The sequence below is a fragment of the Variovorax sp. FG153 genome (assembly GCF_057809595.1).
On record NZ_JBMDKG010000002.1, the window covers coordinates 129612 to 141849 of the forward strand.

General features: G+C 70.2%; 12 protein-coding genes. 7 read left to right on the forward strand and 5 right to left on the reverse strand.

All coding sequences use genetic code 11. The features are described 5' to 3' along the window. The first annotated feature begins 37 nt into the window (after positions 1–37). Genes ACODT0_RS03665 through ACODT0_RS03680 form a run of 4 tightly spaced genes read left to right on the forward strand, consistent with a single transcriptional unit; the run spans position 38 to position 4331 of the window. The gene (locus ACODT0_RS03665; protein WP_261210404.1) at positions 38–1096 is read left to right on the forward strand and encodes a beta-keto acid cleavage family enzyme; all 1059 of its coding nucleotides are present in this window, start codon (positions 38–40) and stop codon (positions 1094–1096) included. A gap of 22 nt (positions 1097–1118) precedes the next feature. Further along, entirely contained in the window at positions 1119–2090 is a 972-nt protein-coding gene (locus tag ACODT0_RS03670; protein WP_489040605.1) for a Bug family tripartite tricarboxylate transporter substrate binding protein, read from the forward strand. Between the two features lie 31 nt (positions 2091–2121). Then, on the forward strand, positions 2122–3093 hold the full coding sequence (locus ACODT0_RS03675) for a quinone oxidoreductase family protein (RefSeq protein ID WP_489040606.1): 972 nt from the start codon (positions 2122–2124) through the stop codon (positions 3091–3093). A gap of 11 nt (positions 3094–3104) precedes the next feature. Then, positions 3105–4331 carry a porin gene (locus ACODT0_RS03680; protein WP_489040607.1) on the forward strand — a complete coding sequence of 409 codons (1227 nt, stop codon included), beginning with the start codon at positions 3105–3107 and terminating at the stop codon, positions 4329–4331. An 18-nt stretch (positions 4332–4349) separates the two neighbouring features. Here ACODT0_RS03680 and ligD read toward each other — a convergent pair whose 3' ends face one another. From ligD to ACODT0_RS03705, 5 genes are all read right to left on the reverse strand, one after another. Further along, positions 4350–6896: a DNA ligase D gene (gene ligD / locus ACODT0_RS03685; protein WP_489040608.1), complete on the reverse strand. Its 2547-nt coding sequence runs from the start codon at positions 6894–6896 to the stop codon at positions 4350–4352. A gap of 13 nt (positions 6897–6909) precedes the next feature. Beyond that, positions 6910–7506, reverse strand: a complete 597-nt coding sequence (locus tag ACODT0_RS03690) for a DUF4142 domain-containing protein (protein ID WP_422097646.1) — start codon at positions 7504–7506, stop codon at positions 6910–6912. Between the two features lie 155 nt (positions 7507–7661). Next, entirely contained in the window at positions 7662–8669 is a 1008-nt protein-coding gene (locus ACODT0_RS03695) for a lysylphosphatidylglycerol synthase domain-containing protein (RefSeq protein ID WP_261210393.1), read from the reverse strand. Between the two features lie 84 nt (positions 8670–8753). Then, positions 8754–8981 carry a hypothetical protein gene (locus tag ACODT0_RS03700; RefSeq protein ID WP_057589673.1) on the reverse strand — a complete coding sequence of 76 codons (228 nt, stop codon included), beginning with the start codon at positions 8979–8981 and terminating at the stop codon, positions 8754–8756. A gap of 116 nt (positions 8982–9097) precedes the next feature. After that, on the reverse strand, positions 9098–9367 hold the full coding sequence (locus ACODT0_RS03705; RefSeq protein ID WP_057589672.1) for a hypothetical protein: 270 nt from the start codon (positions 9365–9367) through the stop codon (positions 9098–9100). A 223-nt stretch (positions 9368–9590) separates the two neighbouring features. Here ACODT0_RS03705 and ACODT0_RS03710 point away from each other — a divergent pair, with 223 nt between their 5' ends. The 3 genes from ACODT0_RS03710 (at position 9591) to ACODT0_RS03720 (ending at position 12045) form a co-directional block, all read left to right on the forward strand. Further along, a complete protein-coding gene (locus ACODT0_RS03710; RefSeq protein ID WP_057589671.1) occupies positions 9591–9857 on the forward strand; it encodes a hypothetical protein in 267 nt (88 codons plus the stop codon). 104 nt (positions 9858–9961) lie between these two features. Next, complete coding sequence (locus tag ACODT0_RS03715) at positions 9962–10741, forward strand: APH(3')-II family aminoglycoside O-phosphotransferase (protein WP_489040609.1); 780 nt, start codon at positions 9962–9964, stop codon at positions 10739–10741. 35 nt (positions 10742–10776) lie between these two features. Then, positions 10777–12045: an acyl-CoA thioesterase/bile acid-CoA:amino acid N-acyltransferase family protein gene (locus ACODT0_RS03720; RefSeq protein ID WP_489040610.1), complete on the forward strand. Its 1269-nt coding sequence runs from the start codon at positions 10777–10779 to the stop codon at positions 12043–12045. Positions 12046–12238: the final 193 nt, after the last annotated feature.

Consider the following 12238-nt stretch of genomic DNA (forward strand, 5'->3'; position numbering starts at 1 on the left):
TTCCCCCTTCGCACCACCCGCATCCCCGGAGCCCTCGATGAATTTCCTAGACGGTCACCTGTTCCCCGAAAACCAGCAGCCGCTGATCATCACCGCCGCCCCCTACGCGCCATCCTGGCTGCCCTCGGACTTCCCGGGCGAGATCGCCGTGACGATGGAGGAGCAGGTGCAGAAGGCGGTGGACTGCTACGAAGCCGGCGCCACCGTGCTGCACCTGCACGTGCGCGAACTCGACGGCAAGGGTTCCAAGCGCCTGTCGAAGTTCAACGAGCTGATCGCCGGCGTGCGGGCCCGCGTGCCCGAGATGATCATCCAGGTCGGCGGCTCGATCTCGTTCGCGCCCGAAAGCGAGGGCGCTGCCGCCAAGTGGCTGTCGGACGACACGCGCCACATGCTGGCCGAGCTCGACCCCAAGCCGGACCAGGTCACGGTGACGGTCAACACCTCGCAGATGAACATCCTCGAGCAGTTCGACCTGCGCGACATTCGCGGCACCTCGATGGAGGACCCGGTCGTCTTCAATGCCTACAAGGAGATGACGGTGCCGGCGCAACCGGGCTGGGCCGAGGAGCACATCCGCCGCCTCAGCGCCGCGGGCATCCAGAGCGCCTTCCAGTGCTACAACATCAACAGCTTCGAGTCGGTCGAGCGGCTGATGCGCCGCGGCATCTACAAGGGCCCGCTGGTGCTCAACTGGGTCGCGATCGGCGGCGGCATGGACGCGCCGAACATCTACAACCTCGCGAACTTCGTGCGCGCGGTGCCCGACGGCGCGGTGCTCACGGTGGAGAGTTCGGTGCTCAACGTGCTGCCGGTCAACATGATGGGCATCGCCATGGGCCTGCACGTGCGCTGCGGAACCGAGGACAACCTCTGGAACCAGTCGCGCACCGCCAAGATCGGCACCGCCGCGCAGGTCGAGCAGCTGGTGCGCATCGCGCGCGAATTCGGCCGCCCGATCGCCACCGCGCAACAGGCGCGCGAGATCTCGCGGATCGGCGTGTTCCACGACACGGTGGAAGAGACGCTGCGGGCCAACGGCTTCGCGCCCAACCGCAACGGCGGCCAGCAGGGCTTCCTGCGCAAGGCCGCCTGAACCTCCACGCACCGGAGCAGCCATGCCGCGCCTCACGCACCTCGCCGCCCTGCTCGTCGCCGCCGCGTCGGCGCTGGGCTCGCCCTGGACCCAGGCCTACACCGACAAGCCGGTCAAGATGATCGTCCCCGCGCCGCCGGGCGGCACCATCGACGTGCTCGCGCGCATCGTGGGCGACCAGCTCTCGCGCGACATCGGCCAGCCGGTGGTGGTCGAGAACAGGCCGGGCGCCGGCGGGGCGATCGCCGTCAAGTACCTGTTGTCCCAGCCGGCCGACGGCCAGACGCTGATGATGACCGCCAGCAACGTGCTCACCGAGGTGCCGCACGTGCTCAAGGGCGGCTTCGATCCGCTCAAGGACGTGCAGCCGGTCGCGCTGATGGCGCGCTCCTCGCTGCTGCTGATCGCCTCGCCGCAGTTCCCGGCCAGGGATGCGAAGGAGGCGATCGCCTATGTGAAGGCCCATCCGGGCCAGGTCTCCTACGCCTCCTACAGCGCGGGCACGGCCTCGCAGTACGCGGGCGCCATCCTCAACCAGGCGGCCGGGCTCGACATGCAGCACGTGCCCTACCCCGGTTCCGCGCCCGCGCTGGCGCAGGTCATGGGCGGCCAGGTGCCGCTGATGTTCGACGGCTCGGTCACGGCCCGGCCGCTGATCGCCGCCAACCGGGTGCGGCTGCTGGCGGTCGCGACCCAGGCCCGGCTGCCCGAATTTCCCGCCGTGCCCACCTTCGCCGAGCTGGGCTACCCGGCGCTCGACTTCGCCAACTGGACCGGCGTGATCGCGTCCTCGCAGATGCCGGCGCCGCTGGTCGAGAAGATCCACGCGGTGCTGCGCAAGGTCGCGGCCAACCCGGCGGTGCGCGCAAGCGTGGCCAACGCCGGCTTCGAGCCGATGGCGGACCGCACGCCCGCGCAGGCGCAGGAGGCACTGCGCGAGGAGTTCACCCGCAACGCCGGCATCGTCAAGCGCTACGACATCCGCCTGAACTGAAGACCATCCAGAACAACGAGGAGACATCGCCATGCCCCAAGCCATCCGCTTCCACGAGACCGGCGGTCCCGAGGTCCTGCGGCTCGAGAACGTCGAGGTCGCAGACCCCGGTCCCGGCCAGGCGCGCGTGCGCCACAGCTTCATCGCGGTCAACTTCATCGACATCTACTTCCGCACCGGCCGCTATCCGCTGGCGCTGCCCGACGGGCTGGGTTCGGACGCGGTCGGCGTGGTGGAGGCCGTCGGCCCCGGCGTGACGGAGGTCAAGGCCGGGGATCGCGTGGGTTATCTCATCGGTCCGCAGGGCGCCTACTCGCAGGTCCGCGTGATGCCCGCCGCAGTGCTGATCCCGCTGCCCGAGGGCCTCCCCGATCGCACCGCCGCCACGCTGATGATGAAGGGCATGACGGCGCAGTACCTGTTCCGCCAGGTCCGTCCGCTGCAGGCCGGCGAGACCATCCTCTACCACGCGGCCGCCGGCGGCGTCGGCCTGATCGCCTGCCAGTGGGCGCGCGCCCTGGGCGTCACGATGATCGGCACCGTCGGCACCGACGAGAAGGCGGCGCTCGCCCGGGCCGCCGGCTGCGCCCACGTCATCGTGACCGCGCGCGAGAACACCGTCGAGCGCGTGCGCGAGATCACCGGCGGCCGCGGCGTGCCGGTGGTCTACGACTCGGTGGGCAAGGACACGTTGATGGATTCGCTGGACTGCCTGCAGCCGCGCGGCACGCTGGTCAGCAACGGCACCTCCTCGGGATCGGTGGTGATCGACTCGCAGCTGCTCGCGGCCAAGGGCTCGCTGTGGATGACGCGGCCGGCGATGGCGCACTACATCCAGCCGCGCGCCCACATGCTCGAGATGGCGCGCGAGCTGTTCGACCACGTGCTGGCCGGGCGCATCGTCAGCGAGCCGCAACGCAGCTTCGCGCTCGCCGATGCGGCGCAGGCCCATCGCGCGCTCGAGTCGCGCCAGACGGCCGGATCGACCGTGCTGGTCCCCTGAGGAAGCCCGCCATGAAGACCACCACGCTGGCCCTGTCGCTGCTGGCCGCCACGGGCGGTGCCGCCGCGCAATCCGCCCTCACCGTGTTCGGCGTCGTCGACGCCGGCATCAGCCACTACAGCACCCGCAGCCGGTCCTGGGGCCTCGCAGCGCCGCGCCAGGTCAGGCAGAGCCAGACCGCGCTCTCGCCCTCGGGCTACGCGTCCAGCCGGCTGGGCTTTCGCGGCACCGAGGACCTGGGCGGCGGCCTCGCGGCCGGCTTCTGGCTCGAGGCGCCGCTGGCCAACGACAACGGCGGCGGCATCGGCAACTTCGGCCGCCGTTCCACCCTGAGCCTCTCGGGATCGTTCGGCGAGCTGCGCCTGGGCCGCGACTACACCGCCTCGTTCTGGAACGACGGCGTGTTCGACCCCTTCGGCGTCAATGGCGTCGGCACCAACCTGATCGCCGTGGTCAACAGCAACCTCGCCGCCTCGCGGGCACTCGCCACCGGCGGCCTGCTCAACGGCGTTCTCTCCGCCGGCACCGACAGCTACCTGCGCACCAGCAACGCCCTCAGCTACTTCCTGCCGCCGGGGCTCGGCGGCTTCTACGGCCAGGTGCAGTACGCCTTCCACGAGAACGTGAAGGCGAGCGACGCGAGCGACAGCCCGTCCGGGCGCGGCCGCTATGCCGGCGCGCGCGTGGGATGGACCGACGGTCCGGCCGACGTGGCGCTGGGCTACGGCGAGAGCACGCTCGTGAGCGCCGCGCCCCGCGGCGAGAAGATCAGGAGCCTGAACCTCGGCGGCTCCTACGACTTCGGCGCGGTGAAGCTGCTCGGCGAATGGTCGCGCGTGCGGAATGCGCGCGACGACGCCGGCCTGTTCGGCAGCCGGGCCACCGACCGCTACGACGGCTTCGTCGCCGGCCTGAACATGCCGGTGGGGCCGGGCATCGTGCGCGCCTCGTTCGCGCGCGTGAATTTCGGCAACGGCAACGGCGTGCCCGGCGGCAACGCCTCGGTCGACAAGCTGGCGCTGGGCTACGTGCACAACCTGTCCAGGCGCACCGCGCTCTATGCGACGGTGGCGCGCATCGCCATCCGCGACGGCCACAACAACCCCGGCGTGATGGGTGTCACCCCGCTGGTGCTGAGCCTGCCGGCGATCTTTCCGCAGGCGGCCTACGTCACCAAGGGCGGCATGGAGCCGCGCGGCGCGACCGGCTACGACGTCGGCATCCGGCACGCCTTCTGATCGCGCGGGACCCGCGCGTCAACGCCCGCGGCCACCGGCCTTCTTCGCATCGAAGCCGAGCATCTTCATCGCCGCATTCGGACTGCGCGCCGCCTTCGCATAGCCCTCCCACGGCGCATTGCCGCGATCGAGCCTCGTATGGATGTCGCGCAAGGTCCAGTGGTCGCCGCCGCGCAGGTCGAGCACCTCGTCCCACGCCACCGGCACCGACACGCCCATGCCCGGCCGCGCGCGCAGCGACCAGGCGCTGACCGTGGTGGCGCCGAAGCCGTTGCGCAGGTAGTCGATGAAGATGCGGCCCACGCGGTTCGAGGGTCCGCTCTTCGCCACGAAGAGTTGCGGCAAGGTGCGCGCCATGTGGCGCACGATGGCCTGCGAGAAATCCTTCACCACGTCCCAGCCATGCACGCGGCGCAGCGGCACCACCACGTGCAGGCCCTTGCCGCCACTGGTCTTGCAGAAGGGCACGAGCCCGAGCTCGACCAGGATCACGCGCATCAGCTCCACGGCCTGCAGCATCGCGGGCCAGTCGACGCCCTCGCCGGGGTCGAGGTCGAAGGTCATGCGGTCGGGCTTGTCGATCGCGGACTTGACGGCGTTCCAGGTGTGCAGCTCGATCACGTTCATCTGTGCCGCGCCCGGCAGGCCGAGCGCGGCCGCCACCTCGATCAGCGCGGGATGCGCGGGCCACAGCGCGGCATCGAGCTGGCGGATGCCCTCGATGCTGCCGTCCTCGAGGTGCTTCTGGAAGAACAGCTGCCCGCCGATGCCGCGCGGCGCGCGCACCAGCGACACCGGCCGGCCGCGCAGGTGCTCCATCATCAGCGGCGCGACCAGGCCGTAGAAGCGCACCACCTCGACCTTGGTGATGCCGCTCGACGCATCGACCACGCGCTCGGCATGCGAGACCTTGAAGTTCGCGGGCAAGGTGGCGGCCGGCCCTTTCGTCTGGGTCTTCGCCTGCTCCCGGTCCGCCGCGCGCGCGGGCACCGGCGCCTCGCGCACGATCTGCTTCGCGGGCTTGTCGCTGCGCAACGCATGGAACACCGGGTGGCGCACATGGCCGTCCTGCGTCCACTCGGAGAACGTGACCTCGGCCACCAGCACCGGCTTCACCCAGTGCGCGCGGCGCTCGTTCTCGATGCGCCGCTTGAACGGACGTTGGTCGATGGCCAGGGGCTTCAGCCGCGCGAAGATCTCGGCCAGCGAACGCTCGTTGAAGCCCGTGCCCACGCCGCCCGCGAACACCAGCTCGCCGTGTTCGTCATGCACGCCGAGCAGCAGCGAGCCGAAGCCCGTGCGCGAGCCCTGCGGGTCGGTGTAGCCGGCGACCACGAACTCCTGCCTGCGCGCGCACTTGAGCTTGATCCAGTCGGGCGAACGGCGCGAGCGGTAGGCGCTGCCGCGCCGCTTGCCGATCACGCCCTCGAGCCCGATGCGGCAGGCCGAGGCCACGATGTCCTCGGGCGGTGCGTCGAAGACCGCGCTGAAGCGGATCTCGGGCGGCGGATCGGCGAGCAGCCGCTCGAGCAGCGCGCGCCGCTCGACCAGCGGCACGGCGCGCAGGTCGTGACCGTCGTAGTACGGCAGGTCGAACAGGAAATAGACGATGTCCTGGGTCCGCGTGCTGTCGAAGGCGCTCTGCAGCGCCTGGAAGTCGGTGCGGCCGGCCTCGTCGAGCACCACGATCTCGCCGTCGAGCCAGCCCGGCTTCAGCTTCATGCGCTGGATCGCGCGCACCAGGTGCGGCATGCGATCGCTCCAGTCATGGCCGTTGCGCGTGAACAGGCGCACCGTCTTGCCCTCGATGCGCGCGAGCAGCCGGTAGCCGTCGAACTTGATCTCGTAGACCCAGTCGCCCGGATCGGGCGGCGGCCCGTCGACCAGCGTGGCGAGCACCGGCGCGAGCTTGGGCGGAGGCTCTGCCTCGACGGCTTCTTCGGGCCACTCGGAACGCTTTCGCGCCGCCTTCTTCGCGGCGGGCTTCGACACTGTGCTCGCCCGCGGCATCGCGAGCGCGGCCACGCTGTCGGGGAACTGGTCGACCACGCTGAATTCCGCGGCCTCGCGCGCGAACTCGTCGCGCTCCTTGATCAGCAGCCACGGATCGCCGCTGCCCTCCTTGCGCGCCTTCATGCGCACCAGCGCCCAGCGCCCGCGCAGCTTGTGGCCATGCAGCTCGAACTTGATGTGGCCCGCGCGGTAGTCCTTGCGCACATTGCCCAGCGGCACCCAGAAGCCCTTGTCCCAGACGATCACCTTGCCCGCGCCGTACTGCTTCGCGGGAATCTCGCCCTCGAAGGCGTTGTACGACACCGGGTGGTCCTCCACATGCATCGCCATGCGCTTGTCATGCGGGTCGTAGCTCGGTCCCTTGGGCACGGCCCAGCTCTTCATGGTGCCGTCGATCTCGATGCGGAAGTCGTAGTGGAGGCTGCGCGCCCAGTGCTTCTGCACCACGAACTGCAATGCGCCGGGCAGCGACTCGCCGCCCCCGGCGGGCTCGGGCGTGATGTCGAAATTGCGCTTGGCCTGGTAGCGCTTCAGTGCGGCGGTGCGCGCCATGCGGGAGCGGGTGTCACTGCGATGCCGGCGCCTGCCGCCGGTTGCCCGCCATCGTCTTGGCGGCGTTCAGGTGCTCCTTGAGTGCCGGCAGCGTCTTCTCGGCGAAGGCGCGCAGGTCGGCATCGTTGGCGTCGCGCGCCATGTTCTCGAACAGGCGGATGTCGGCCTCGTGGTCCTGGATGCCCACGCGGTCCACATAGGCCCGGTCGAAACCCTCGCCCGACAGGCCCTGCAGCGCCTCGATGCGCGCCTTCTTGTCGGCCGGGATCTCGGCCACCAGCGGCACCGACTTGCGCGCGGCCAGCCGGCGCAGTGTCTCGTTCGATTCGCCGTGATGCTTCGCGAGCATCAGCGCGTAGTCCTTCACGTCCGCGCTCACGGCCTTCGAGGCGGCGAGCTTCGAGACCTCGACCTCGTAGAGCCCGGCGCCGGCGGCCAGGTTCATCAGGCTGCGGTCGGGTGCGCTGAGCGCGCCGGCCTGGGCGACCTGCACGGCAGGTTCGGCCGCGAAGGCCGTGGGCGTGGATGCCACGCCGCCGAGCACGATGGCGCACGCGATCGCGCGGGCCCGTCCCCGGGACGAATGGCGGAGCGTCGAAATGGAATGCATGCCGGACCTCGCGATCTGCAATGGGAGGACAAGGCCATCGGAAGGCTCGCCACGGGCCGGCGATGACCACCTGGAACCACGCTGCGCCCGCCATGCGGCTGCGGACGTAGGAAGCCGCCCCTTGCGCGCACAAGCCGAGGCGCACACCGCCGCGTTCAACCCGCCTCGGCCGCGGCCGGATGGCTCGACGCATGGCGCTCGAGCAGCAGGTACATCAGCACCCCGCCGCCCAGCGGCAGCAGGTAGTAGAGCGCGCGGTAGGCCAGCACCGCGCCCATCAGCGTGCCCTGCCGCACGCTGCCCGACAGCAGCGCGAGGTACACGGCCTCGAGCACGCCGAGCCCGGCGGGAATGGGCGTGAACACGCCCACGATCGAGGCCGCCATCAACACCGACAGCGTGGTCGCGTACGGCACCTTCTGCCCAAGCAGCAGGTACATCGCCGCGCCCATCAGCGCCCAGTTGCAGGCCGACAGCGAGATCTGCAGCAGCGCGAGCCGCGCCGAGGGCAATTGCACGTTGCGCCCGCGCAGGGTCCAGCGCTTGCCGCGCGCGACGCCGCAGGCGATCACGTAGCCGATGGCCAGCGCGATCATCAGCACGCCGAGCGCGCGGAACGCGATCACGCCCAGGTGCGCCTCGCGCGGCGGATCGATCGCGCCGGCGGCGAACAGGCCGCCTGCCAGCAGGCCGTAGCCCAGCCAGTTGGTGGCGAGGCTCACGCCCACGATCTGCGCCACCGTGGCCTCGTCGAGGCCCGCGCGCGCATAGAGCCGCGCGCGCATCGCCACGCCGCCCACCAGCGAGCCCAGGTTCAGGTTGAAGGCATAGCTCGTGACCGCGATGGCCCAGGTGCGCAGCGCGCCGAGCTTGTGACGCGTGTGCAGCCGGCCGAGCAGGTCGAAGCAGCCGTAGAGCGCATGGCTGGCGGTCGAGAGCGCGAGCACGCCGAGCAGCAGCCCGAGCGGATAGCGCTGCAGCGCATGCCAGGCGCCGGCCCAATCGACCTTGTGCGCATGCGAGAGCAGGAGGCCCAGCACCACGATGCCGAGCGCGGGCAACGCCCAACGCTTGCAGCGGCGCCAGAGGCCTTGGGGAACGGAGGCGGCGTCGGTGCGGTCCGCCTCGCGAGAGAGTGTGGCTGTGGCGGCGGTCTGTGGCATCGTGAGCCGATCTTCGGGATCGGTCCGGCTACCCGACAGTCGCCGCCAGCGCTTGTGCGCGTAGTCCGGAAGCGATGGCCCGGATCAGGAGTCGGCCTTGCCCGGCGGCAGCTTGACCTTGGTGACCGTCACCGACACCGGGTCGCTGGCGGGAAAGGACTCTTCCACGCCGCTGTCGAGCGCGTCCTCGCTCGGTGCCTCGTGGGTGGGCTTGTCGTGTTCGGGGGCGGGCTTGCCGTGCGACTCGGCGGTGGGAAACGGAAAGGGCTTGCTGGTGTCCTTGGGGTCGCGGGTGTCGGTCTTCGAGGCCATGGGGTTCTCCTTCCAGAAAGGGAAAGCACTCGGTGCATCCATCCATTCTGGAAAGCGGCCCGCCCTGGCGCGTAGGACAACACGCGCCCTGGGCCGTCGCCGCGAGGGCGCCCGCCTCAGCGGGGAATGCGGATGAAGTCTTCCGAGGTCAGCGAGATCAGGCAGCGCGGCTCGTCGCGGTAGCGTTCCCGGGCCTTGGCCTCGATCGCGTCGAAGTAGGCGCGGCAGGCCTCGAGCAACTGGGGGCCGCCCTCGCGCACGCCGAATTCATCGTGCAGCGCGTCTTCCGTGATCTCGGCCAGCACGCGCTGGCCCTGCGGACCATGCGGGTAGAACGCGAAGCGCACCGTGGCGGTGTCGAAGCAATAGATTCCTTCGAAGTTCATCTCTCTTGTCTCCAGCGGGTTGCATCTTGTTTCGTCGCGCCGACTAGAGCGCGCCGCGCGCCAGCTTTTGCGAGGACGATTTCGCGTCCCCGTGCAGGAATCCGCCTACAACACCAAAGGCCTCGCGACGCTGCGCCTGCGCGCATCGGCGATGTCGTCCCACGCCGGCCTCCCCCTGCCTTCGGCGAGGCTTTGGACTTCCAACCCGAGGACCTCCACGACCATGAATACCACCGCCACTTCACGCCTCGACGCCCGCATCGCCGGCGTGGTCGAGTTCCGCGCGGGCGATGGCCCGCAGATCCGCATTCCCGAAGGCGTCTGCCAGGCGCTGGTCGCGGACGACAGCGTGGTGCTGACCTGGACCGAGGACGGCAATCCGCTGACCGCCGCGATCCCGCGCATCGAGTTCGACCGCTTCGTCACCGAGGGCCAGATCGTGCTGGGCCACGCGGAAGAGGACGCCGCCGACGCGCCGAAGAAGGACTAGCGCGCAACGGCCCGCGGGCCGGTGGTGGCTTGCTTGAAAAGGCGGGCGCGAGCGACGACGATGCGTGCCGCGCCATCCGCGCCACGCCCTGGAGTCCTTCGCGCTTGAATCCGCTGCCCCCTTTTCCTCACGCCTGGCGCGCCCGCCTGGCCGATGCCCACTGGCAGCGCCAGACGATCGGCGAATTGGGCGCCGATGTGTTTCGCATCGAGACCGCCGATGGCGAGCTCCTGTTCCTCAAGTCCGAGCCCGTGGCGCCCCTCGCTGAACTGCCGGGCGAGATCGCGCGGCTCGAATGGCTCGCGCGCCAGGACCTGCCCGCGCCCGCGGTGCTCGACCAGGCCCTCGAACACGATCGCCATTGGCTGCTGATGAGCGCCGTGCCGGGCCGCGATCTCACATCGGGCCCGTTCCGCCCGGGCGAGATCGTCGTGCACATGGCCGATGCGCTGCGCCTGCTGCACCGGGTGCCGGTCGCCACCTGCCCTTTCGACCATCGCCTGGCACAACGGATCGAGGACGCGCACGCGCGCGCCGTGGCCGGCCTGGTCGACGAGAGCGATTTCGACGACGAGCGCGCGGGCTGGACCGCCCTCGATCTGTTCGAGCGACTGCGCGCGACGCGGCCCGCGAGCGAAGACCTCGTCGTGACCCACGGCGATGCCTGCCTGCCGAACCTGATGGCAACGGCCGACGGCTTCACGGGCTTCATCGACTGTGGCCGCGTCGGCGTGGCCGACCGCTGGCAGGACCTCGCGCTGGCCGCGCGCAGCATCGGCTTCAACCTCGGCGAGGCCTGGACCGCGCCCTTCTTCGAACGCTACGGCATCGCGCCGGATGCCGAGCGCATCGCGTTCTACTGCCTGCTCGACGAGTTCTTCTGAAGGTGCGCCGAAGGTGGCGCGGGGAGAATGCGGGCATGAAATTCGATCCCCTGCCATCGCAGTGCCTCGTCGACCAATCGCTGGAGATCCGCCTGCGCGGTCTCGCACCCGGCGAGCGCGTCGCGCTCCAACTGAGCAGCCGCTTCGGACACGAGGTGCTGCAGTCCGAAGCCTTCTTCGTGGCCGATGCCAACGGCACGGTCGATGCCACGCGCCAGTCGCCGGTCGCGGGCAGCTACCAAGGCGTCGACGCGATGGGCCTGTTCTGGTCGCGTGCGCCGGTGCCGCCCGAGCGCGTCGGCGGCATCGTGGGCCTGAGCGAAGATCCGCTGACCGCCACGCTCCGCGCAGTGCGCGGCAACGACGAGGCTTCGATCGCGGCCTCGATCCGCCGCGTGTATGTCGGCGACGGCGTGCGCCAAAGGGAGGTCAGGGAACGCGGCCTGGTCGGCCGGTTGTTCGAACCCGCGGGCGCGGGTCCGCATCCGGCCGTGCTCGTGCTCGGCGGATCGAACGGCGGCCTGGCGTGGTCGCAGGAGATGGCCGCGCTGCTCGCCTCGCATGGCTTCGCCGCGCTGGCGCTGGCCTACTTCGCGGCCGAGGGCCTGCCGCCCACGCTCGACCGCATTCCGCTCGAGTACTTCGGCACGGCGCTCGAATGGCTGGCCGAACAGCCCGGCGTGCGAGCCGACCGCATCGGCACCGTGGGCGTGTCGCGCGGCGGCGAACTCGCGCTGCTGCTCGGCGCGCACTTTCCCGCCATCGGCTGCGTGATCGGCTATGTGCCCAGCGGCATCGTGTGGCCCGCCTATCCCGCGAGCGGCCATGGCGCATGGACGCTGGACGGCCAGGAGATCGCTTTCGCCTCGACGCTCACGCATGCGCAGTGGGATGAAGCCGTCGCCAAGGGCCTTGCGCGAGAAGACGGCTTCGACTGGTACCTGATCCCGCTGCGCGATCCCGCGCTGGTGGAGCAGACCGCGATACGGGTCGAGAACATCAACGGCCCGGTGCTGCTGATCTCGGGCGAGGCCGATGGCCTGTGGCCCTCGACCGATCTCGCCGACTTCGCGCTGCAACGCCTGCTCGAGAAAAGATTTCCGCACCGCGCCGAGCACCTGAGCTACCCTCGCGCCGGCCATTCGATCGCGTGGCCGAACGCGCCGACCACCATGACGCGCTCGGTCCATGCGATATCCGGCGAAACGATGGACATGGGCGGCACGCCCGAGGGCAATGCGCGGGCGCGCAGTGCATCGTGGCCACGCATGCTCGCCTTCTTGCGTGATGCACTGCAGCGCTGAAACCGCCCCCGGATTTCCGTCGCTCTACCACGATTTTTCGGACGGAACCGCGAGGTGGCGCAGTCTTTTTTGCACGCCCGCGCACCCCTGCCTATTCAACAGGCAATGTGGCGGGAAGCCCCGCCAATCCTCGCTTCGCGAATCCGCTCCCCGCACAACCCACAGAGTTGTCCACAGAAAAATCGAACAAGTC

Excerpts from the sequence above, each read along its gene's own strand:
- ACODT0_RS03665 (WP_261210404.1), top strand. The coding sequence starts at position 38 with ATGAATTTCCTAGACGGTCACCTGTTCCCCGAAAACCAGCAGCCGCTG.
- ACODT0_RS03670 (WP_489040605.1), top strand. The coding sequence starts at position 1,119 with ATGCCGCGCCTCACGCACCTCGCCGCCCTGCTCGTCGCCGCCGCGTCG.
- ACODT0_RS03675 (WP_489040606.1), top strand. The coding sequence starts at position 2,122 with ATGCCCCAAGCCATCCGCTTCCACGAGACCGGCGGTCCCGAGGTCCTG.
- ACODT0_RS03680 (WP_489040607.1), top strand. The coding sequence starts at position 3,105 with ATGAAGACCACCACGCTGGCCCTGTCGCTGCTGGCCGCCACGGGCGGT.
- ligD (WP_489040608.1), bottom strand. The coding sequence starts at position 6,896 with ATGGCGCGCACCGCCGCACTGAAGCGCTACCAGGCCAAGCGCAATTTC.
- ACODT0_RS03690 (WP_422097646.1), bottom strand. The coding sequence starts at position 7,506 with ATGCATTCCATTTCGACGCTCCGCCATTCGTCCCGGGGACGGGCCCGC.
- ACODT0_RS03695 (WP_261210393.1), bottom strand. The coding sequence starts at position 8,669 with ATGCCACAGACCGCCGCCACAGCCACACTCTCTCGCGAGGCGGACCGC.
- ACODT0_RS03700 (WP_057589673.1), bottom strand. The coding sequence starts at position 8,981 with ATGGCCTCGAAGACCGACACCCGCGACCCCAAGGACACCAGCAAGCCC.
- ACODT0_RS03705 (WP_057589672.1), bottom strand. The coding sequence starts at position 9,367 with ATGAACTTCGAAGGAATCTATTGCTTCGACACCGCCACGGTGCGCTTC.
- ACODT0_RS03710 (WP_057589671.1), top strand. The coding sequence starts at position 9,591 with ATGAATACCACCGCCACTTCACGCCTCGACGCCCGCATCGCCGGCGTG.
- ACODT0_RS03720 (WP_489040610.1), top strand. The coding sequence starts at position 10,777 with ATGAAATTCGATCCCCTGCCATCGCAGTGCCTCGTCGACCAATCGCTG.